This window comes from Streptomyces sp. NPDC048565, assembly GCF_040650935.1.
In the GTDB taxonomy this organism is placed as follows: Bacteria; Actinomycetota; Actinomycetes; order Streptomycetales; family Streptomycetaceae; genus Streptomyces.
Window position 1 is genome coordinate 1 of record NZ_JBEZIH010000018.1, and the last position, 21439, is coordinate 21439.

Sequence of the window (21439 nt, forward strand, 5' to 3'; positions counted from 1 at the left end):
TCCCCACCCCGGCGTCCCCCCCCCGCCGCGCGTCGGGACCGCCGGATGCGTGGGTCCCGGTCAGGACTCCTCGGCGGTCGCGGCCCTCGGTGCCGCAGCGGCGACCGCGTGAGCCTCATCGCGCCGCGACCGGTGGGCCATCCAGGCGGCGACCAGGGCGCCCGAGATGTTGTGCCACACGGAGAACACCGCGGCGGGCAGGGCGGCCAGCGGGCTGAAGTGGGCCGTGGCCAGTGAGGCGGCGAGCCCGGAGTTCTGCATGCCGACCTCGAAGGCCATGGCGCGGCTGGCGGGAGGGCCGAGCCTCGCGAGCTTGCCCGCGCCGTAACCGAGCGCGAGCCCGAGGCCGTTGTGCAGCACGACCGCGATCAGCACCGTCACGGCGGCCGACTTGATCGTGCTGGCGCTGCCCGCCACGACGGCGCAGACGATCGCGGCGATGGCCAGCGACGACAGCCAGGGCATCAGACCCAGCACGCGGTCGACGAGCTTCCCGGCGATCAGCCGCACCGCCAGGCCGCCGAGGACCGGAAGCAGCACCGTCTTGAGAATGTCCGTGATCATGGACCCGGCGTCCACCGGCAGATACGCGCCCGCCAGCAGCAGCGTCAGCGGCGGAGTCACCAGAGGCGCGAGCAGGGTGGAGACGGTCGCGACGGAGACCGAAAGCGCCACATCACCGCGGGCCAGGAAGGTCACTACGTTCGACGCCGTGCCGCTCGGCGCGCAGCCGACCAGGATGAGTCCGGCCGCCAGCTGCGGCGGCAGCCCGAGCAGATGGGCGATGGCCCAGCCGAGTCCCGGCATGATCACGTAGTGCGCGACCAGACCGATCGCCACGGCCCACGGGCGCTTCGCCACGCCCCTGAAGTCGAGCGGAGTCATCGTCAGGCCCATGCAGAACATGACGATCCCCAGCAGGTACGGAACCGATTCCGTCCAGCCGTCGAACGTGCCGGGGGTGACGAGACCGGCTACGCCCGCCACGAGTACGAGGACCGGGAACACCGTGACGGCGCGCCTCGCCGCCTTGTCGTCGGAGGCCGGTTGATCAGGGGGTATCTGTTCGGTTTGCACAGGCGCGATGAGACGCCGCAGGCGTGGGCCTCCGCAAGCGTGTCTCACCATACGGACGCGATGTCCAGGATGCGTTCACTCGGAGGCATCCGCCGAACACGGCCGCAAGCATAGCTCGCGGCCCTGCCAGCGCCTGCGCAGCCAGCGGTCGTGACCGGCCAGGACGATCGCTCTCCTCGGCGTAGCGCCGTTCCCAGCGCTCCCGTTCGGCGCGCTTCTCGGCCTGGTACGCCGTGTAGTTGCCGCCGTACCGCACAGGTCCGTCCACGGCGGGGTCCAGGTCGATCAGGTCCGTGCACACGGCATCGAGGAACGCCCGGTCGTGGCTCGCCACGACGACGGCACCGGGAAGGCCGCACACCTGCTCCTCCAGGAACGCGGCGGCCCCGTCGTCGAGATGGTTGGTCGGCTCGTCCAGCAGCAGCGCCGAAGGCCTGCGCACCAGCAGGGACGCCAGAGCCAGGCGCCCGCGCTGCCCGCCGGACAGGGAACCCGGTGTCCGGTCCCGGGATGCGAAGGGCCGTGCTTGCGGGCAGCGTGGGGGAGTGCCGCAGCTGCTGAGAACCCAGTGGATCCCCGTAGGCCTCATCGTGCTGGCCGTGGTGGTCGACCTGATCACGCCGCAGGATGTGACCTCCGCGCCCCTTCTCATCGCGGCGCCCGTCGCCGCCGCCCCGCTCTGCGGCATCCGGGCGATCATCGGCGTCGGCGTCACGGCCATGGTCGTGCACGCGTTCCTCGCACGGGTCGACGGAACCTTCGGCTGGCGCGCGGGCGTGGCCAACCAGATCACCCTGGCGGCCGTCACCGCGCTCGCCGTCCTGATCCACCGCACGCTGCGCAGAGGGGACGACCGCGCGCGGCGCGCCCAGCAGGTCGCGGCCGTGGCCCAGAGGGCCGTACTGCCGAGGCCGCCGTCGCGCCTGGGCGACCTGCACATCGACGCGCGGTACGTGCCGGCCGAGAGCGAGGCCCTGATCGGCGGGGACCTGTACGTGGTCCAGAGCACCCCGTACGGCATCCGGGTGATGGTCGGCGATGTGCGGGGGAAGGGGCTCGGGGCGGTCAGCGCCGTCAGCGCCGACCTCGGTGCCTTCCGGTACGCGGCCGACGAAGCCGAGGATCTGCCGCAGCTGGTGACCCGGCTGGAGCGCGCCCTTCTGCGCGAGGGGGGCCGGCGCGGCGGTGAGCAGCAGGAGGAGGGCTTCACCACCGCTCTCATCGCGGAGTTCTCCATGGACCTGGAGACCGTACGCCTGGTCAACCGGGGCCATCCGGCCCCCGTACTCCTGGACGTGCAGGGCCGCACCACCCTCCTCGAGGCGTCCGAGGAGGCGCCACCGCTGGGCATGAGCGATCTGGGCGCGTGGGCCTCCCCGGTCGACAGCTTCCCCTTCCCGGCCGGTTCCACCCTGTTGTGCTTCACCGACGGCGTCACCGAATCGCGCGACGCCACCGGACGCTTCTACGACCCCGTCGCCCGGCTGCCCCTCGTGCTCGGCAGACGGACGCGCTCCGCCGGACGCCTCACCCCGGGGCAGATCCTGGACACGCTGATCCTGGACGTCCGGCGCCACGTCGGCGGCCGGCCCAAGGACGACCAGGCCATGCTGGCGCTGCACCGCTCCCGTGCCGGGCACGAAGGGCTGCTGCCGGGAAAGAGCTGAAGCACCGCCATCCGCCGTACGGGAACGCGGCCTGGAGGTGCACGTGGTTCCCTTCCGGTCCACACTCGGGTCATGCGCACCGACCCCCTTCCGGGTACCGGCTCAGGCGCGGCCGGCCCCCCTGCCGGGAGGGACTCCTCCCATCGGTCATTGGCTCTCGCGGCGATGCTCTTCGCCGTGTCGATGACCTTCATCGACCAGACGATCGTCGCCGTCGCCGCTCCGAGGATCATCGATGAACTCGGCCTCTCGTCCTCCGGGATGCAGTGGGTCGTCAACGCCTACCTGCTCGCGCTCGCCGCCTTCTTCGCGCTCGGCGGACGGCTGTCCGACATCTTCGGCCACCGCAGGGTGATGGTGATCGGCACACTCCTGTTCGTCATCTCATCCGTGCTGTGCGGGTGTGTTCCGAGGGGCGACTTCGCACAGACCTGGCTGATCATCTTCCGCGCCCTGCAAGGGCTCGGCGCGGCGTTGATGTTCCCCGCCGCGCTCGCCGTGGTGATCGCCGTGTTCCCCGTGGGGAAGCGGGGCCGTGCGCTCGCGCTGTTCTTCGGTGTGTCGGGTGCGCTCACCGCGGTGGGGCCGTTGCTCGGCGGCTGGCTGATGGTCTGGACGTGGCGGGCGATCTTCTGGGTGAACGTGCCGGTCGCCGTCATCGCCCTGGTCCTGGCGGCCATGGCCCACATCCCCGAGACCCGCCGGCGCGAGAGGCTCGACGTGCCGGGCGCCGTCCTGGTCGCCGTGGGCATGGGGCTGAGCGTGCTCGGCTTCCAGCAGGCGTCCGCGTGGGGCTGGAGCAGCGTCGCCACCTGGGCGTGCATCGTGGGAGGGCTCGTCGTCCTGGCGGTGTTCTGCCGCTACGAACTCGGGGTGGCGGAGCCGCTCATCAAGCTGGGTGTCTTCCGCGACCGGGCCTTCACCGTCGACATGCTCGTCCTGTTCTTCGCGATGCTGGCGTTCGTCCCGGTGTTCTTCTTCGCGTCGGTCTACGCGCAGGTCTCGCTGAGCGCATCGCCGAACCAGGCCGCCCTGTACCTGCTGTACTTCTTCATCGGCTTCGGGATCGCCTCCCAGTGGGGCGGCCGGATCCTGGACCGGCGCGGAGCCCGTCCGGCGATGAAGCTCGGCACGGCGCTCGGCGCCGTCGGGTTCGCACTGTGGGCGAACAAGCTGACGCACCTGTCGATGCACGACCAGTGGCCCTACGCCGCGCTCGCCGGCGCGGGGATCGGCTTCCTCCTCGCTCCCGCCTCGACCGACGCGGTCAACCGGTCGATCGGTGCCTCGTACGGTGAGGTCACCGGCATCACCCAGACCGTACGCAACTACGCGGCGAGTATCGGCATCGCCGTCTTCGGGACCATCCTCACGCACGTCACCACCGACAAGGTCGTGGGGACCCTCAGGTCCGACGGTGTACCGGCAGGCGCGGCGCACGACGCGGCCCGGTCGGTCGCCGAGGCGGTCACCGGAAATCCGGACGCGCAGCAGCCGAAGGGCACGGGCCACGTCGCCACCCTGATGAGGGACTCGATGGACGCGGTCAGACTGGATTTCGCCGAGGCGAACCAGTGGGTGTTCTACGGGATGGCCATCGCGCTCGCGGTCGCGTTCCTGTGCGCGCACCGGCATCCGGGGACACGGGTCACACAGGACGCGCCCCCTGGGACGCCGGCGCCGCCGGGGCAGGACCCCCGGCGGCCGACGAAGGGATCGGACGACGGCTGAGGAAGGGTCAGGCGGCCGCCATCCGTAGGTCGGCGCCGCCGGCCCGCAGCCCCTCGGCGGCGGCCTCCGCCAGCGAGTCGTCGGTGACGATGGTGTCGAACGTGCTGAGCGGCGCCACCCGGAACTTTCCGAACGTCCCGTACTTCGACGCCCCGGCGACCAGCACGCTCGACCCCGTGCACTCCATCGCCGCCTGCTTGACCTCCACCTTCGCTGCCGAAGGGGTGGTCACGCCGCGCAGCAGATCCCAGGAGCTGGTGCTGATGAAGGCGATGTCCAGCGCCAGCTGACGCAGCGTCGTGGCCGCGAGCCGGCCCACGCTCGACCGGTTGGACGGGTCCACCTGGCCGCCGATGTGTATGACGTCCAGGTGCGAGGAGCCCATGAGGCGGTCGACGGTCGTGAAGTCGTTGGTGACGACCGTCAGCGACTCATGGCGTGCGAGCAACGGCACCATGGCCAGCAGTGTCGTGCCCGCGTCCAGGTAGACCGTCATGCCTTCCCGTACGAGCTCGGCGGCTGCCGCGGCCATGGCCTGCTTCTCGGGCTGCTCCATCGCCGACTTCGCCTGGAAGCTGGGCTCGCTCTGGAGGTGGCTGGCGATCCGTGCCCCGCCGGGCACGGAGAACACCAGCCCCTGACGCTCAAGCTCGGCGATGTCGCGGCGGACGGTCATGTGGGAGACGCCGAAGAGCTGGGTGATCTGCTGCACGCTCAGGACCCCGTCGCGCCGCAGATGCTTCAACAGGAGCTCGCGCCGTTGATCGGGGATCAGGGGCAACTGCTCTTCGTCGGCCACTGCTTCTTACCTTTCCTCGCGCGGCCACCGTGGCCGCTGCTCGATTGTGCCGTCCCGCCCTGCGGGGTCCCAACAGGGCGCGGCGTTCAGGATCCGACGAACGTGCTGAGCAGGAGTACTCCGCCGAGGCTGAGCAGCGACTGCAGCGACAGCATCAGTGTCCAGGTGCGGAACGTCTGGGCGACCGAGAGCTGGTAGTACTCCTTGAACAGCCAGAATCCGGAGTCGTTGACATGTGACAGCATGACCGCGCCCGATGCCGTCGCCAGCACCAGCAGTTCGGGGGAGAGGCCCGGGTAGGCGCCGATCAGCGGGGCGACGATTCCGGTGGCGGCGGCCGTGGCCACCGTCGCCGAGCCGAGGCAGATGCGCAGCAGCGCGGCGACCAGCCAGGCGAGCAGCAGCGGGGGTATCGACCAGCCCACCGCGTAGTCGGAGATCAGCTTGTCGATGCCGGTCGCGGTGAGCATCGCCTTGAGACCACCGCCGGCGCCGAGGATCAGCACGATCCCGCCGACCGGGCCGAGGCCCTTGCCCGCCATCTTCTGGAGCTGGTTCAGACCGAAGCCGGAGCGCAGACCCAGCGCGAAGAAGGCGAAGATCACCGCCGCCAGGAGGGAGATGACCGAGGAGTCGCACGCCTCGAAGATCGCGTAGGGCAGTGAGCCCTCGGCGGTGTTCGAGGTGCCCACGGTCCCGATCAGCATCAGGACGGGCGGCAGCAGCACGGTGATCAGGGCGAGCACGAAGGACGCCGGCCGCTTGCGGTTCTCCGGCTCGGGGCTCGTCTCGGGAATGGGGCCCTTGTCCAGGTCAGGGGCCGGTCCGAACCACCGCGAGGCGAACTTCGTCAGCAGCGGTCCGCTGACCACCGCGATCGGGATGCCGATGATCAGGCCGTACATGATGGTCAGGCCGGTGTTCGCGCTGTACGCCGAGACCGCGAGGGTCGGGGAGGGGTGCGGCGGGAGCAGGCCGTGCGAGATGTAGAGGCCCGCGGCGAGCGGCAGCCCCACGTACAGCAGGTGTGTGCCGGTGCGCTTGGCGACGGCGTACACCAGCGGTACGAGCATCACGAAGCTGACGTCGAAGAGGTGCGGCATCCCGATGAGCAGGGCGGCGGCCGTGATCGCCGTCGGGATCCACTTCACGGGCCGGGCGCCGATGAAGACGGTCGCGATCCGGTCGGCGCCGCCGGAACCCAGCAGGATGCCGCCGAGGATCGTGCCGAGGCCGATGGTGGGCCCGGTGCTCTTCAGCGCGTCGCCGAAGCCGTCCTGGAAATGGTCGACCGTGTCGCCGGGGCCCAGGCCCGCGGCCAGTCCCAGGCCCAGCGCTGAGAGGGCCAGCGCCAGGAACGGGTGGAGCTTGGCCTTGGTGATCAGCAGGATCAGGACGACGACAGCGGCGGCGCCCAGCAGGAGGTGTTGGAGGTCGGTACTCATCGTCGGCTCGCGTGGGTGGCAGGGGCATCGGTGGCGCGCGACGCGCGCCCGGAGGTCCAGGCGTGCAGCAGGTCGGCGTCGGGGTCGGCGAGGTCGCCGACGGTGATCAGGGCGCCGGCGCGTACCTCGCGCCCGAGGGTGGCGTGCGCGGCCAGGTAGAGGGGAGCCGCGTCGGCGGGGGTGTCCTCGTCGCGGATCAGCACGGCCTGGACGCCGGTGACGTCGTGGTGGTGGCCGCCCATCTCCAGCACGGTGCCGGCGGCCAGATCACGCCGGGCCCGGCCGGCGAGCATGGCGTGGGCGCGCGGGTCGGTGCCGCCCGAGGGCCGGCCGTGGAGCACGGCGGACAGCAATGAGACGGGTGTCTCGACACCCATGAGGTGGTACGGCAGGTAGACGGCCGCGTAGCGCCCGTCCCGGCTGACCACGTGTCCCTTGCCGCGCAGCGTCTCCCAGGTGACCGGGTCACCGGTCCGTACGACGACGAAGACTCCGCCGGCGAAGGAGGCCTCGTCCGGCAGCCGCAGCGCGCTGAACACGTCGACGGCACCGGCGCGGTGCAGCAGCCCGCCGTCCTCGCGCAGGGCGTAGACGTCGGCGAGTTCGGCGATCCGGGCGACCGGGTAGTGCAGGCGCTCCACGTCCGGACGGAAACCGGTGTTGGTGGCGACCACCGCCATCTCGCAGTAGTCGGCGGTGGCGCCGGTCGGCAGCGCGGTCACGGCCGCGGCGCGGGCGGCGAGCGTGGCGCGTACGTCGGAACCGAGGCTCAGCAGCCCGGCCAGTTCGGGAGCGGGGACCGTGGTGTCCAGCTGGGTGACCGAGCCGCTGGCGGGGTCGAACACGAGGTCGTACTCGCTGGACTTGCCGATCGCCACGATGTCGAGGCCGAGCAGCTCCGCCCAGGTCACGAGCGCGATGAGGTTGGCCGGCTGGTCGCCGTCGGCCGTGGTGTAGACGACGCCGTTGTCCCGGGCCAGGTCCGCGAGGTGCAGCCCGGCGACGGAGTCGACCTCCTTGCTGACCATGGCGACGTGCCGGCCGCCGGTCAGCGCCTCCCTGGCCATGGCGTAACCGTCGGCCGGGCTTCCGGTCGCCTCGACCAGGATGTCCCAGGGGGCCGCGGACAGCAGCGAGCCGTCCGCGACCAGGGCGACGGCCCCGTCATCGGCGGCCCGTGCGACCTCGTCGGCGTCCGTGCAGACGACCAGGCGTTCCGCGGGGTATCCGAGCTCGACGAGCATGCCGCGCAGCCGCTCCACGTCACGGTCGCACAGGACGGCGGGGGCCAGACGTCCGATGCGCGGGGTCTGTCCGATGCGCGGGGTCTGGGCCAGCAGTGTCCGGGCGAAGCCGCCGCCGGCTCCGGACAGTGCGTAGCGCACGGTCCGGTCGCCGGTTCCGGCGAACAGGTGATGCAGGTTCATGGGCTCTCCTAGACGGGCACACGGCTCGGTTCAACGGCTCCGGCAGACGCGGTCTCGGCCACGGCACGAGCACCACAGGGGAGCGTGTTAACAATATGTACCAGCAGATCTCGCCTGCGTAAAGTCTGTTAACATTTTTTCACACGCTGGCTGCCGGGGAACTCCACCCGGTACCGCACCCCCCCAACGCAAGGAGGTCCGATGCCGACCCTCGGAGCCATCGCCGACGACTTCACCGGAGCAACCGATCTCGCCACGATGCTTGTCGCCCGGGGCCACAGGACCGTGGTGGCCGTGGGCCCCGACGCCTGCTCCGACGGCCGGGGGGAGGCGGCCGTGCGTGACGCGGACGCGGTGGTGGTGGCGCTCAAGTCGCGCACCGCGCCCGTGGAGGAGGCCGTCGGTACGTCACTCGCGGCGCTGCGCGCCCTGCGCGCGTCCGGCTGCGAGCGCTTCTACTTCAAGTACTGCTCCACCTTCGACTCCACCCCGCGCGGCAACATCGGCCCGGTGGCCGACGCGCTCCTCGCTGAGCTGGGCGAGCACCGCACGGTCGTCGTCCCCTCCTTCCCCGCGACCGGACGCACCGTCCGCGACGGCCTCCTCTTCGTCCACGGCGAGTCCCTCGAAGACAGCCCCATGCGGCACCACCCGCTCACACCGATGCGCGACTCCCACCTCGGCCGGCTGCTCACCCCGCAGACCGGCCACCCGGTCCGCCTCGTCGGGCTCGACACCGTGCGCGAGGGCAGCGACGCGCTGCGCACCGCCCTGGACGCCCCGGAGCTCGCCGAGGCCCTGGTCGTCGTGGACGCCGTGAGCGACGATGACCTGGTGACCGTCTCCGCGGCCACCGCCCACCTCACCCTCGTCACCGGCGCGGCGGGCCTCGCCCTCGGTCTCACCGGTCCGCACACCGAGGCCGCCCGTGCCACCCCCGCCTCCCGCCCGGGGGACCCAGGTGTCGTGCTCTCCGGGAGCGCCTCGTCCGCCACCCGGGCCCAGGTCGCCCACGCACGCGCACACCTGCCGCACCGCAAGCTCGACCTGAACGCCCTGCGCGTCGACTTCACCGGTACGGTCGCCGGACTCGTCGCCTTCGCCCGACGGGCCTGGGACGACGACCCCGCAAAGCCGCCCCTGATCTACGCCGTCGACGACCTCGGCGACCTCGAACAGGAGGCGCCGCACCAGGCCACGCCCGCGTCCGAACTGGTCGAGCTGGCCCTCGCCACCTGCGCCACCGACCTGGTCGCGGCAGGTGCGCGCCGCCTCCTCGTGGCCGGCGGAGAGACCTCGGGAGCCGTCGTCACCGCGCTCGGCATCCGCACCCTGGCCATCGGCACGCCCATCGCGCCCGGTGTCACCTGGGCGCGGGCCGAAGGCCGGGCGCAGGGCCGGGACCACGCCGTGGATCTCGCCCTGAAGTCGGGCAACTTCGGCGACACCGCCATCTTCACGGAAGCCTGGAGCGCGCTGGCATGAGTGACCCCCGCACCGATCTCGCCGCCGCCGGCGCCCGGCTGGCGGCCCTCGGACTCAGTCCCGGTTCCTCCGGCAACCTCAGCGTCCGGTCCGGCGACCGCATCCTCATCACCCCCACCGGTGCCGACCTCGCCGAGATCGACCCCGACGGGCTCAGTGAGCTGGCCGTCGACGGCACCCACATCGACGGGCCGCGTCCGTCGAAGGAGTTCCCCCTGCACAGCGCCTTCTACCGGCGCGACGCCGCCACCCGCGCCGTCGTCCATCTGCACGCCCGGCACTCCACAGCGGTCTCCTGCCTCCCCCCGTGGTCCCCCAGGAGTGCGATACCGCCGCTGACCCCGTACTTCGTGATGCGCGTCGGCCAGACCCCGCTCGTCCCGTACGCCCCGCCGGGCGACGCTGCTCAGGCCGAGGAACTGGCCGGGCTGCCCTTCCCGCTCCGCGCCGCGCTCCTCCAGAACCACGGGCCCGTACTCGCCGGCCCCACGATGGCCCGCGCCGTGGAAGCCGCGGTGGAACTCGAAGAGGTGTCCGCCCTGCTCCTCGCCCTGGGGGAGCGGTCCCCGCGACTGCTCACACCCGAGGAAGCCGGTGTGCTCGCGCAGAAGTACGACTCGCCGTGGGGTGAGAGCTGACACCGTCCGACGCGGCGGCGGCTCGGGTGAGGAGCGTCTCACCCGGCCGCCGCCGCTTGCTATGCAACCAGTTGCATAGAACGATCGGGGTATGGCCCTCGAACACGCGATCCTCGTATCCCTGCTGGAGCAGCCGGGCTCGGGCTATGAGCTCGCCCGCAGGTTCGAGCGGTCCATCGGATACTTCTGGACCGCCACCCACCAGCAGATCTATCGCGTCCTCAAGCGCATGGAGAGCGACGGCCTGCTCGATGTCCGCGACATCCCGCAGGAGCGCCGGCCGGACAAGAAGGAGTACTCCGTCGCCGGCCCCGGTCGCGCCGCACTCTCCGGCTGGCTGCACGAACCGATCGAACCCGAGAGCCTGCGCCACGACCTCGCCGTGAAGATCCGTGGCGCGGCCTTCGACGACCCGGCCGCGCTGCTCCAGGAGGTCGAGCGGCACCACCGGGTGCACAGCGACCGGCTCGCGCACTATCTGACCGGGGAACTCCGTGACTTCACCGGTCCCGACGCCCCCGCACCGCTCGACGCGGGGCAGGAGCTCCAGCACGTCGTGCTGCGCGGCGGCATCGCCTACGAGCGCATGACGGTCGCCTGGCTCGACGACGTACTCGCCACGCTCCACCGGCTCGGCGCGGCCGGCCCGCGCATCTGAACCGTACCGACCCCTCCCGCCCGTACCCCCCCGGAAGGCGTTCCACCATGGCCGACCCGCTGCTGTTCCACCCGCGTGCCTACGACCCGGCGCACTTCGACCCCGAGACCCGCAGGCTGCTGCGCGCCACCATCGACTGGTTCGAGGACCGCGGCAAGCGCCGGATCATCGAGGACTACAGGTCACGTGCCTGGCTGGGGGAGTTCCTCGGCTTCGCCGCGAAGGAAGGCCTGTTCGCCACCTTCCTCACCCCCGCCTCCGCCGCCGAGCGCGAGGACCAGCGCTGGGACACCGCCCGGATCGCCGCGCTCAACGAGATCTTCGGGTTCTACGGACTCGACTACTGGTACGCCTGGCAGGTGACCATCCTCGGTCTCGGCCCCGTCTGGCAGAGCGACAACCAGGCCGCCCGCGACCGCGCCACGGAACTCCTCTCCCAGGGCGAGGTGTTCGCCTTCGGCCTGTCGGAGAAGGCGCACGGCGCCGACATCTACTCCACCGACATGCTGCTGACACCGGACGGCGACGGCGGGTTCCTGGCCACCGGCTCCAAGTACTACATAGGCAACGGTAACGCCGCAGGACTCGTCTCCGTCTTCGGCAGGCGCACCGACGTCGAAGGCCCCGAGGGATACGTCTTCTTCGCGGCCGACAGCCGCCACGACGCCTACCACCTCGTGAAGAACGTCGTCGACTCCTCCAAGTACGTCAGCGAGTTCCGCCTCGACGGCTACCCGGTCGGCCCCGACGCCATCCTGCACACCGGCCGTGCCGCCTTCGACGCCGCCCTCAACACCGTCAACGTGGGCAAGTTCAACCTCTGCACCGCCTCCATCGGCATCTGCGAGCACGCGATGTACGAGGCCGTCACCCACGCGCAGAACCGCATCCTCTACGGCCGCCCCGTGACCGCCTTCCCGCACGTCCGCCGCGAGCTGGCCGACGCCTACGTCCGGCTCGTCGGCATGAAGCTGTTCAGCGACCGCGCCGTGGACTACTTCCGCTCGGCCGGACCGGACGACCGCCGGTATCTGCTGTTCAACCCGATGACGAAGATGAAGGTGACCACCGAGGGCGAGAAGGTCATCGACCTGATGTGGGACGTCATCGCCGCCAAGGGCTTCGAGAAGGACACCTACTTCGCCCAGGCGGCCGTGGAGATCCGAAGCCTGCCCAAGCTGGAGGGCACGGTCCATGTGAACCTCGCCCTCATCCTGAAGTTCCTGCGCAACCACCTGCTGGACCCGGCCGGCTACGAGCCCGTGCCGACGCGCCTCGACGCCGCCGACGACGCGTTCCTCTTCCGGCAGGGACCGGCCCGCGGTCTCGGCTCCGTACGCTTCCACGACTGGCGCCCTGCCTACGACGCCTACGCCTCGGTCCCCAACGTCGCCCGCTTCCGCGAGCAGGCCGACGCGCTGTGCGACTTCGTGTCCCGAGCCGCGCCTGACGAGCAGCAGAGCCGCGACCTGGACTTCCTGCTGTCCGTCGGACAGCTCTTCGCGCTGGTGGTCCACGGACAGCTGATCCTGGAGCAGGCCGAGCTGACCGGTCCGGACGAGGACGTGCTCGACGAGCTGTTCTCCGTGCTCGTCCGCGACTTCTCCGCGCACGCCGTCGAGCTGCACGGCAAGGACTCCGCGACCCCGGAGCAGCAGCGGTGGGCCATCGAGGCGGTACGGCGTCCGGTCGTCGACGACGCCCGCTCGGCGCGGGTCTGGGACCGTGTCGAGGCCCTGTCCGGTTCGTACGAGATGGCTCCGTAGCCGACGCCGACGACTGCTCAGGCGATCCTGAAACCGTCGCCCTTCGCCGCTCCGCCGGGGCGGCGAAGGGCGGGGGAGACCGTGGTCCTCATGCCGAGCATGGTGTCGGCGTCATGGAGTGCCTGGGGGACGGCCGGGGCGCCGGTCATCACGCACAGGGTGCGGGCGGCGTCCTCCGTGGCCCGCGCCGTCGCGACCGTGGAGCGGCGCGCGTCCTCGATCCGCGCGTCGGCGTAGCGGGCCAGGGCGACCCTCAGATCCTGAGGACTGGGTTTCAGCACAGCGGGTTCTCCTCTGTTCGGGGCCTCGTCCGATACATGCTCCTACCCGCTCGCGAGCGGAGTAGGCCCTCGCCTGCGTGTACACCACCGGTTGTCGGCCCGGGCGTTCTACCGTGCACCGATGCGGTCTGTCTCCTGGTGGGTCCTGATCTCCTCGGTGTGCGCCCCGATCCTGCTCGTGGGCGGCTGGGCGGTCGCGGCGTGGCTTCAGGGGCCCGGTTACGACCCCGCGTCGACGACGATCAGCATCCTGGCGGCCGACGGCGCCGCCGGGTACTGGGTGATGACATCGGCCCTGGTCGCCCTGGGAGCCTGCCATGTGGTCACCGCCTGCGGCCTGCGACCCGCCGCGCCGTTCGGGCGGGCGGCGCTGGCCGGCGGCGGGATCACGGCGATGCTGCTGGCCCTGTTCCCGGCTCCGAGCAGTGGTGGCTCGTACCCCCACGGTGTGATCGTGACCGTGGGTTTCTCACTCCTCGCGCTGTGGCCGGTGCTGGCCGTGCGGCGCGGCGCCGTCGTCTCGCGGTCCGCGTCAGGACCGGGCGCGGCCGGTATCGTGCGTGCGATGACCCCACCGTGGGGGCTGCGGCTCAGGCCGTCCGTGGCGGCGGCGGCGCTGATGTGGCTCGGCGGTGCCTGGTTCCTGCTCGCCCTCCTCGTGTTCGACATCGCCGGCGCGGCCGAACGCGTCATCACCTTCGCGCAGTCGCTCTGGCCACTCGTGGTGGTTCTCTCCTGCGTGCGGCACCGGGAGCGGCAGGCCTGAGCCGCTCCCGGCCGGCCGCCCCCGGGACGGCGGCTACGGCTTCCGGCCCACCGCCGCATAGCCGGGGCTGACGATGTCGTCCTGGCCGGGGACCGGTTCGCCGAGCTCGGGGTGCCAGACCTCGGCCGCCACGATGCCGGGCTCGACGACGTCGAAGCCGTCGAAGAAGCGGGCGAACTCATCGTGGGTGCGGGGCGCCAGGGTGAGCGTGTTCGCCTTGTACATCTCGTCGACCTTACGGGTGGACTCCGGGTGGAAGTCGGCGGTGAGATGGGAGATCACCACATGGCTGCCCGGTGCGAGAACCTCGGTCAGCCGCTCCACCAGTTCGTATGCGCCGTCCTCGTCGCTGATGAAGTGCAGCAGCGCGATCAGCGAGAGTCCGACAGGGCGGCTGAAGTCCAGGGTCCTGCCGGCCTGTTCGAGTATGGCGTCCACGTCGCCCGCGTTCGCCTGGACGTAGTCGATGGCGCCTTCCTCGGTGCCCTTCAGCAGGGCCTCGGCGTGGGCCAGGACGATCGGATCGTTGTCGCAGTAGACCACCCGCGCGTCCGGCGCCTCCCGTTGGGCGAGCTGGTGGAGGTTCGGCTCGGTGGGGATCCCCGTGCCGATGTCGAGGAACTGCCTGATCCCCTGGCCGGTCAGCCACCGGGTGGCGCGGTGCATGAAGGCCCGGTTCACCTTCGCCATGACCGGGACCCCGGGTTCGACGGCGATCATCTGCCGGCCCAACGCTTCGTCCACCGGGTAGTTGTCCTTGCCTCCGAGGAACCAGTCGTACATCCGGGCGGGATGGGGCCTGCTGGTGTCGATGCGCAGGGAGGGGGCATCGTTCTCCGGTCCGGACATGGCGTACTCCAGGTGTGCGTGCGTGACAGCGGTGATCAGCTTTCGAACAGAATAGGCAACGTGAGCGCCAAAAGGTGCGGTGTCGCGGCCAACTCGACCGACGGGGACGGCGGGTAGGGCCGCCGACCCCACGGCCCGGAGAAGCAGCGGCTGTCAGCCGACGCTGTCGGGGGCCACCGCGCGTCCGTTCAGGGGGGAGATCATGCCGGCGCACAGCCCTCGGCCCGCCAGGTCCTGTGCGATGCGCGGGAGGGCGGCGACCGTGTTGGCCGGCCAGTCGTGCATGAGGATGATCTGACCGTCGGTGAGCCGCGCGTTGGCCTGCACGATCGCGTCGGTGCTCGCGCCGTTCCAGTCCTGGGAGTCGACATCCCAGATGATCTGGGTCAGGCCGTACGAAGCCGCGGTGGCCTGCACGGTCGCGTCGGTCTCACCGTACGGCGGACGGAACAGCTTCGGCGTGCCTCCGCCGCCGTCCGCGATGGCCTGCTGGGTCCGGGAGATCTCCGAGTCGACCTGATCCTGACTCAGCCCGGTCAGGTGCGGGTGGGTGTAGGTGTGGTTGCCGACCCACATGCCGGCGTCGACCTGTGCCCGCACCTGGGCCGGGTTGGCGGCGGCGTACTCGCCCTGGTTGAACATCGTGGCCCGCAGCCCGTTCTGCGTCAGGGCGGCGAGCAGGCCCGCGGTGCTGCCGGACGGGCCGTCGTCGAAGGTGAGCCCGACGTACCCGTTGCAGGCGGCGTGGGAGGGGGTGGCGTGGGAGGGGGTGGTGTCCACGGCGACGGTGGCGGTCGCGGCCATCGTGGCCACGGCCAGTGCGGTGATCACCGGCCGTAGGGACAGGCGTGGCGTGATGCGCATGGAAGAGCCCTTCTCGAGGTCTGCCGACGGCGACAGTTTTGAACTGGCCCTGTCAAGTGTCAATGGTTTCGGCAAGAACTACGAAACCGTCGAGGACTGAAGCGAGGTGCTTTGGGAGTAATTGTTCCGCTCGTGGGTGGGGTGTGTCGGCATGGAGGGCGGGGGAGCATCGATTCTCGGGAGAGACGGCTCGGCGTTTGTGCTCTCCCGGTCCGAAAGTTTCGGAAGCTCGAAACGTCGAACCGAGTGACCCTCGCTATTTGCCTAGAAGTATTAGGCAAATGCATAATCGACTCCGCCGGATCCGCCGGGTCCGGCGAAGGAGAGGGATGGTCATGGCGAGAGCAGGGCTGACCGCTGAACGCCTCACGCTGGCCGGGGCGGACATGGCCGACGAGGTCGGCTTCGACAACGTGACCGTCGCGGCACTCGCCCGGCAGTTCGGCGTCAAGGACGCGAGTCTCTACTCGCATCTGAAGAACTCCCAGGACCTCAGGACGAGGATCGCCCTGCTGGCCCTGGCGGAACTGGCCGACCGTGTCGCCGCCGCGCTGGCCGGAAGGGCGGGCAAGGACGCACTGGAGGCGTCAGCGAACGCCTACCGCGACTACGCCAGGGAGCACCCGGGCCGCTACGCCGCCGCTCAGCTGAGGCTCGACCCGGAAGTCGCCGCCACCAGCGCCGGCGTCAGGCATGCCCAGATGACGCGCGCGATCCTGCGCGGCTACGACCTGACCGAACCGGACCAGACGCACGCGGTCCGGCTGCTGGGCAGCGTATTCCACGGCTACATCACCATGGAGTCGGGCGGCAGCTTCAGTCACAGCGCCCCGGGCACGGAGGAGACCTGGGTGCGTGTCCTGGACGCCCTCGACTCCCTGCTGCGCAACTGGCCCGCTCCCTGACCACGCCGCTTCGCCCCTTCCCGACCGGACGCATACGTACGACCGACAGGCAGCGGAAAATGAGCACCGACGAACTGATAACCACGCCCCTCACCGCGGATCTCCTGCGCGGCGCCCTCGATCCCGAGCGCACCGAGCGGGGTCTGCTGCCGCACCGGCTGCCCGCCCGGGCGCGCGCCCAGAACACCGACGGCCAGCTGGCGATGGCCCAGTCCCAGCCCTCCGGGGTGCGGCTGGTCCTGCGGACCCGGGCGACCGTCGTGGAGCTGGACACCCTGCCCACCAAACGGGTGTACGTGGGCGTCCCGCCCCGGCCCGACGGGGTCTACGACCTGTTGGTCGACGGCCGGCTCACGGACCGGTCCCATGTGCCGGGCGGCAACACCCTGACCATCGACATGACCACCGGATCGGCCGAGGTCGCACCGGGGCCGACGGGAACCCTCCGCTTCGACGGCCTGTCCGCCGAGCCGAAGGTCGTCGAGATCTGGCTGCCGCACAACGAGACCACCGAACTGGTCGCGCTGCGCACCGATGCGCCGGTGGAGCCCGTCCCCGCCCAGGGACGGAGGGTGTGGCTGCACCACGGCAGCTCGATCAGTCACGGATCGGACGCCGCGAGTCCCACCACCACCTGGCCCGCACGGGCCGCCGCCCTCGCCGGGGTGGAGCTGATCAACCTGGGGTTCGGCGGCGGCGCCCTGCTCGACCCGTTCACCGCCCGGGCGCTGCGCGACACACCCGCGGACCTGATCAGCGTCAAGCTCGGCATCAACCTGGTCAACGCCGACGTGATGCGCCTGCGGGCCTTCACCCCGGCCGTCCACGGCTTCCTGGACACCATCCGCGAAGGCCATCCCACCACTCCGCTGCTGGTCGTCTCACCCATCCTGTGTCCCATCCATGAGGACACGCCGGGTCCCAGCGCACCGGACTTCAGTGCCGTCGCCGAGGGCAAGCTGAATTTCCGCGCCGCGGGAGACCCCGCAGAGACCGCTGCGGGGAAGCTCACGCTCAGCATCATCAGGGAGGAACTCGCCCGCATCGTCGCGCAGCGGGCGGCGGATGACCCGAACATCCGCCACCTCGACGGCCGCGAGCTCTACGGCGAGAAGGACTTCGCCGAGCTGCCGCTTCCCGACGCGCTGCACCCCGACGCCGCGACGCACCTGCGCATCGGTGAGCGCTTCGCCGGTCTGGTGCTCGGCGCCGACTGAGCCAATCGGCTCTGCCCGGGCAGGGGGCCGGTTGAGAGCGGGAAGCCGCAGGGGCATTCTTGGACAAAGGTCGCATGAATTGGTTCGTGGGCGACCTGCCCAGGCGGGAGGACGAGTGATCGGCCCGTGAGCATGGACGAGACGGAGCCCGCCGGTCCACCCGCGCGCGGGGGCGAGCCCGCAGCCGCCGGTCACGGGCGGCCCGCCGACGTGCCGTCCGACGACATGCGCTGCCGGATCCTGGACCAGCTGCCGGTGATGGTGGCGTACTTCGACCGGCACCAGAGATTCGCCATGGCCAACACGGCGTCGCTCGCCGTGATCGGCAAGGACGAGGCCTCCATGATCGGACTGCGGCCGGGGGAGTCGGCGCCCGGGGTGATGGTGCAGGGCGGCGAAGGGCTTCTTGAAGCGATCGACCGGGTGCTGCGGACCGGCCAGGGCGAGCCCTACGAGACACACCTGGTGATGGAGGACCACGAGCACGTCTGGCAGGCGGCGCTCTCTCCGGTGCGGGACGCCGCCGGCGAGGTCCAGGGCGTGTCCGTGGTGACCCTCGACACGACCGAACAGTTCTGGGCGAGGAAACGTCTGGCCGTGCTCAACAAGGCCAGCAGACGCATCGGCAGCACCCTCGATGTGGGTCGCACCGCCGAGGAGCTGGCGGAGCTCGCCATCGAGGACTTCGCCGACTTCGTCGCGGTCGACCTGCTCTCCGAGGTGCTGAGGGGCGACGAGGCGCGTTCGGTGATGAGCCGGGACTCGATCAGCTTCCACCGGGTGGCCCAGCAGTCCGTGCTCGAAGGATGTCCCGAGGCAGTCGTCCCGCTCGGCGAGATCCACGCCCACGACCGGGAGTCCGAGGTGGGCCGCGTGCTGGTCCACGGAGAACCGGCGCGCTTCACCGTCGACGAGGAGACGCTGCGGCGCTGGACGGGGGGCGACCCCGCGCGGATGCGGACGGCCCTGGAGAACAAGATCCACTCGGTGCTGCTGGTTCCGCTGCGGGCCCGCGGCGTCACCCTCGGCGTCGCCCTGTTCTGCCGGCACCGTACCCCCGGCGCGTTCAGTGCCGCGGATCTGCAGCTCGCCGTCGAGCTGGTGTCACGGGCGGCCGTGTGCGTGGACAACGCACGCCGGTACACCCGCGAGCGGGCCACGGCACTCGCCCTGCAGCGCAGCCTGCTGCCACGGCGGGCGGTCCGCCAGCAGGCGGTCGAGGTCATGGCCCGCTACCTCCCCAACACCAGCGGCACGGGCATCGGAGGCGACTGGTTCGACGTCATCCCGCTGTCCGGCGCCCGGGTCGCGCTCGTGGTCGGCGACGTCGTCGGCCACGGTCTGCACGCCTCGGCCACCATGGGCAGGCTGCGCACCGCCGTACGGACGCTCGCCGATGTCGACCTCGCTCCCGTGGAGCTGCTCACCCAGCTCGACGACCTGGTGCTCACGCTCGACCGGGAACAGCCGGCGGACAGCGCCGACGGCGGGCAGGTCGCCGGCGCGACCTGCCTCTACGCCGTCTACGACCCGGCGACGGGCCACTGCATGATGGCCAGGGCGGGCCACCCCGAGCCGATGCTGACCTGGCCCGACGGCACCGTCAGCCAGCTGGAGCTGCCCACCGGGCCGCCGCTCGGAGTGGGCGGCCTGACCTTCGAGGGGGCCGAGTACGAGCTGCCCGAGGGCAGCAGGCTCGCCCTGTACACGGACGGTCTGATCGAGACTGCGGGCCGCGACGTCGACACCGCGCTCGCCGAGCTCCGTGAGGTGCTCGGCCGCCCGGCGCTCTCCCTGGAGCAGACCTGCGACGCGGTCATGGACACGCTGGTTCCCGAGCAGCCGGAGGACGACATCGCCCTGCTGCTGGCCCGCACCCGGCGCCTCGACGCCGACCACTACGCCGCGTGGGACTTCGCCGCCGATCCGGCCGTCGTCTCCAACGCCCGTATGCGGGCCGCCGTACAGCTCGCCGCATGGGGTCTGGACGACGCGGTGTTCACCACCGAGCTGGTGGTCAGCGAGCTGGTCACCAACGCCATCCGTTACGGGGGCGGCCCCATCCGGCTCCGCCTCATCCGGGACACCGCGCTCATCTGCGAGGTCTTCGACGGCAGCAGCACCGCCCCCCATCTGCGCCGCGCCCGCATCTATGACGAAGGCGGACGCGGCCTCCTGCTCGTCGCGAGCCTCACCGAGCGCTGGGGCACCCGCTACACCAGTACGGGCAAGACCATCTGGGCCGAGCAGCCGCTGCCGGACGCCGAGGACGACCTGATTTGAGGCCGGGGGCCTTCGCCCGTATCAGGCCGCCGGTGCCGGGTAGGTCGGGTACTCGACCCCCGAGACGTGCTGGACGACCCGGACGACCTGGGACGAGTAGCCGAACTCGTTGTCGTACCAGAGGTACAGGATCGCGTTGTCCCCCTCGACCTTGGTGGCTCCGGCATCGACGATCGAGGCGTGGCGCGAGCCGATGAAGTCGCTCGACACCGCGTCGGGAGCGGTGATGAAGTCGATCTGGCGCCTGAGCGGCGAGGTCAGCGACACGTCACGGAGGTGCTCGAGCACCTCGTCGCGGTCGGTGGCCCGCGCGAGCTGAAGGTTCAGGATCGCGATCGAGACGTCCGGCACCGGGACCCGGATGGAGCTGCCGGTGATCTTCGCGTCGAGGCCGGGCAGCGCCTTGGCGACGGCGGACGCGGCGCCCGTCTCGGTGATGACCATGTTGAGCGGTGCCGAGCGGCCCCGTCGGTCGGAGTTGTGGTAATTGTCCAGCAGGTTCTGGTCGTTGGTGAACGAGTGGACCGTCTCCACATGGCCGCGCAGCACGCCGTACTCGTCCGCCATCGCCTTCAGCGGCGGGACGATCGCGTTGGTGGTGCAGGAGGCACAGGAGATGATCTGCTCGTCCGGCTTGATCATGTCGTGGTTGACACCGTGCACGATGTTGGGGACATCGCCCTTGCCCGGCGCGGTCAGGACGACCTTCGCGATGCCGGGGCGCAGATGCTGGGACAGGCCCTCGCGGTCGCGCCAGCGGCCGGTGTTGTCGATGAGGATGGCGTCCTTGATGCCGTGCGCCGTGTAGTCCACCGACGTCGGGTCGTCGGAGTAGATCACCTGGATCTCGTTGCCGTTGGCGATGATCCTGTTGTTCGCCTCGTCGACGGTGATCGTGCCCTGGAACTGGCCGTGGATGGAGTCACGGCGCAGCAGGGAGGCGCGCTTCACGAGGTCCTGTCCCGCGCTGCGGCGCACGACGACGGCACGCAGCCGCAGGCCGTTTCCCGAACCGGTCTTCTCGATCAGCAGACGGGCCAGGAGCCGGCCGATGCGGCCGAATCCGTAGAGGACCACGTCGCGCGCCTCGCGGCGGTCCGTCTTGTTGGCGCCCGTCGCGCCGGCCACCGCCTCGGCGGTGAAGTCGGCCACCGACAGGCCTCGGCCGTCGGTCCGGTGCGTCGCGGCGAGCATGCCGAGATCGATCTGCGACGGGCCGAGGTCGAGTGCTGTGAGGGCGTGCAGGAACGGCAGCGTCTCGGTGACCGAGAGCTCCTCGCCGGCTATCTGGCGGGCGAAACGGTGGGTCTTGAGGATGCTGACCACCGACTTGTTCACCAGGGAGCGGCTGTGGAGCAGGACCGTGACGTCCCGCTCGCGGTGCAGCTTCCCGATGATCGGGATCATCGACTCCGCGATCTCCTCACGGGTCTTCCAATGGCTGAACGTGTCCTCGGTGGCAGTCACAGGTCCATCTTTCGAGCTAGGCGGTGCTCATATGTTAACCATGCCGCGCCCGAGGCCTGAGATCGGCCCGGGTGCGGCATCGCGGCACCTGTCACCTGCGCTGTGGACCATCCA

18 protein-coding genes and 1 pseudogene are annotated in these 21439 nt (G+C 70.8%); 10 read left to right on the top strand and 9 right to left on the bottom strand.

The annotated features are described in order from the left end of the window. Positions 1-60 precede the first annotated feature (60 nt). Positions 61-1077 carry a bile acid:sodium symporter family protein gene (locus tag AB0C75_RS21585; protein WP_362893169.1) on the bottom strand — a complete coding sequence of 339 codons (1017 nt, stop codon included), beginning with the start codon at positions 1075-1077 and terminating at the stop codon, positions 61-63. Between the two features lie 172 nt (positions 1078-1249). Beyond that, positions 1250-1579: pseudogene (locus AB0C75_RS21590) on the bottom strand (ATP-binding cassette domain-containing protein); the annotation flags it as partial. A 43-nt stretch (positions 1580-1622) separates the two neighbouring features. Here AB0C75_RS21590 and AB0C75_RS21595 point away from each other — a divergent pair. Both AB0C75_RS21595 and AB0C75_RS21600 read left to right on the top strand, forming a co-directional pair. Continuing rightward, positions 1623-2744: a PP2C family protein-serine/threonine phosphatase gene (locus AB0C75_RS21595; RefSeq protein ID WP_362893171.1), complete on the top strand. Its 1122-nt coding sequence runs from the start codon at positions 1623-1625 to the stop codon at positions 2742-2744. A gap of 72 nt (positions 2745-2816) precedes the next feature. After that, entirely contained in the window at positions 2817-4475 is a 1659-nt protein-coding gene (locus AB0C75_RS21600) for an MFS transporter (protein ID WP_362893173.1), read from the top strand. A 7-nt stretch (positions 4476-4482) separates the two neighbouring features. Here AB0C75_RS21600 and AB0C75_RS21605 read toward each other — a convergent pair whose 3' ends face one another. From AB0C75_RS21605 to AB0C75_RS21615, 3 genes are all read right to left on the bottom strand, one after another. After that, a complete protein-coding gene (locus AB0C75_RS21605) occupies positions 4483-5274 on the bottom strand; it encodes a DeoR/GlpR family DNA-binding transcription regulator (RefSeq protein WP_362893175.1) in 792 nt (263 codons plus the stop codon). A gap of 86 nt (positions 5275-5360) precedes the next feature. Next, positions 5361-6719 carry a gluconate:H+ symporter gene (locus tag AB0C75_RS21610; protein ID WP_362893177.1) on the bottom strand — a complete coding sequence of 453 codons (1359 nt, stop codon included), beginning with the start codon at positions 6717-6719 and terminating at the stop codon, positions 5361-5363. Beyond that, the gene (locus AB0C75_RS21615) at positions 6716-8146 is read right to left on the bottom strand and encodes a homoserine dehydrogenase (protein WP_362893179.1); all 1431 of its coding nucleotides are present in this window, start codon (positions 8144-8146) and stop codon (positions 6716-6718) included. The genes AB0C75_RS21610 and AB0C75_RS21615 overlap by 4 nt, the downstream gene beginning before the upstream one ends. 201 nt (positions 8147-8347) lie before the next feature. On the opposite strand from AB0C75_RS21615, the gene otnK reads away from it, so the two are divergent. The 4 genes from otnK to AB0C75_RS21635 all read left to right on the top strand — a co-directional run bounded on the left by otnK (position 8348) and on the right by AB0C75_RS21635 (position 12693). Further along, positions 8348-9631: a 3-oxo-tetronate kinase gene (gene otnK / locus AB0C75_RS21620; protein WP_362893181.1), complete on the top strand. Its 1284-nt coding sequence runs from the start codon at positions 8348-8350 to the stop codon at positions 9629-9631. Further along, complete coding sequence (locus tag AB0C75_RS21625; protein WP_362893183.1) at positions 9628-10269, top strand: class II aldolase/adducin family protein; 642 nt, start codon at positions 9628-9630, stop codon at positions 10267-10269. Before otnK ends, AB0C75_RS21625 begins: the two co-directional genes overlap by 4 nt. A 91-nt stretch (positions 10270-10360) precedes the next feature. Beyond that, the gene (locus AB0C75_RS21630) at positions 10361-10927 is read left to right on the top strand and encodes a PadR family transcriptional regulator (RefSeq protein WP_362893185.1); all 567 of its coding nucleotides are present in this window, start codon (positions 10361-10363) and stop codon (positions 10925-10927) included. A gap of 47 nt (positions 10928-10974) precedes the next feature. Continuing rightward, entirely contained in the window at positions 10975-12693 is a 1719-nt protein-coding gene (locus AB0C75_RS21635) for an acyl-CoA dehydrogenase family protein (RefSeq protein ID WP_362893187.1), read from the top strand. A gap of 17 nt (positions 12694-12710) precedes the next feature. Here AB0C75_RS21635 and AB0C75_RS21640 read toward each other — a convergent pair whose 3' ends face one another. Continuing rightward, entirely contained in the window at positions 12711-12974 is a 264-nt protein-coding gene (locus tag AB0C75_RS21640) for a DUF5133 domain-containing protein (protein ID WP_362893188.1), read from the bottom strand. Between the two features lie 121 nt (positions 12975-13095). Here AB0C75_RS21640 and AB0C75_RS21645 point away from each other — a divergent pair, with 121 nt between their 5' ends. Further along, the gene (locus AB0C75_RS21645) at positions 13096-13740 is read left to right on the top strand and encodes a DUF998 domain-containing protein (RefSeq protein ID WP_362893190.1); all 645 of its coding nucleotides are present in this window, start codon (positions 13096-13098) and stop codon (positions 13738-13740) included. A 33-nt stretch (positions 13741-13773) separates the two neighbouring features. On the opposite strand, the gene AB0C75_RS21650 is transcribed toward AB0C75_RS21645, so the two are convergent. Continuing rightward, positions 13774-14589: an SAM-dependent methyltransferase gene (locus tag AB0C75_RS21650; protein ID WP_362893192.1), complete on the bottom strand. Its 816-nt coding sequence runs from the start codon at positions 14587-14589 to the stop codon at positions 13774-13776. A gap of 153 nt (positions 14590-14742) precedes the next feature. Then, positions 14743-15453 carry a polysaccharide deacetylase family protein gene (locus AB0C75_RS21655; protein WP_362893194.1) on the bottom strand — a complete coding sequence of 237 codons (711 nt, stop codon included), beginning with the start codon at positions 15451-15453 and terminating at the stop codon, positions 14743-14745. 335 nt (positions 15454-15788) lie between these two features. On the opposite strand from AB0C75_RS21655, the gene AB0C75_RS21660 reads away from it, so the two are divergent. From AB0C75_RS21660 to AB0C75_RS21670, 3 genes are all read left to right on the top strand, one after another. Beyond that, the gene (locus tag AB0C75_RS21660) at positions 15789-16358 is read left to right on the top strand and encodes a WHG domain-containing protein (protein ID WP_362893196.1); all 570 of its coding nucleotides are present in this window, start codon (positions 15789-15791) and stop codon (positions 16356-16358) included. 59 nt (positions 16359-16417) lie between these two features. Beyond that, the gene (locus AB0C75_RS21665) at positions 16418-17575 is read left to right on the top strand and encodes an SGNH/GDSL hydrolase family protein (protein WP_362893198.1); all 1158 of its coding nucleotides are present in this window, start codon (positions 16418-16420) and stop codon (positions 17573-17575) included. A gap of 132 nt (positions 17576-17707) precedes the next feature. Beyond that, positions 17708-19858 (top strand): SpoIIE family protein phosphatase, encoded by a 2151-nt coding sequence (locus tag AB0C75_RS21670; protein WP_362893436.1) that lies wholly within the window; start codon positions 17708-17710, stop codon positions 19856-19858. Positions 19859-19879: 21 nt separating this feature from the next. Here the strand turns inward: AB0C75_RS21670 and AB0C75_RS21675 are convergent, their stop codons facing one another. Then, on the bottom strand, positions 19880-21325 hold the full coding sequence (locus AB0C75_RS21675) for a glyceraldehyde-3-phosphate dehydrogenase (RefSeq protein WP_362893200.1): 1446 nt from the start codon (positions 21323-21325) through the stop codon (positions 19880-19882). Positions 21326-21439: the final 114 nt, after the last annotated feature.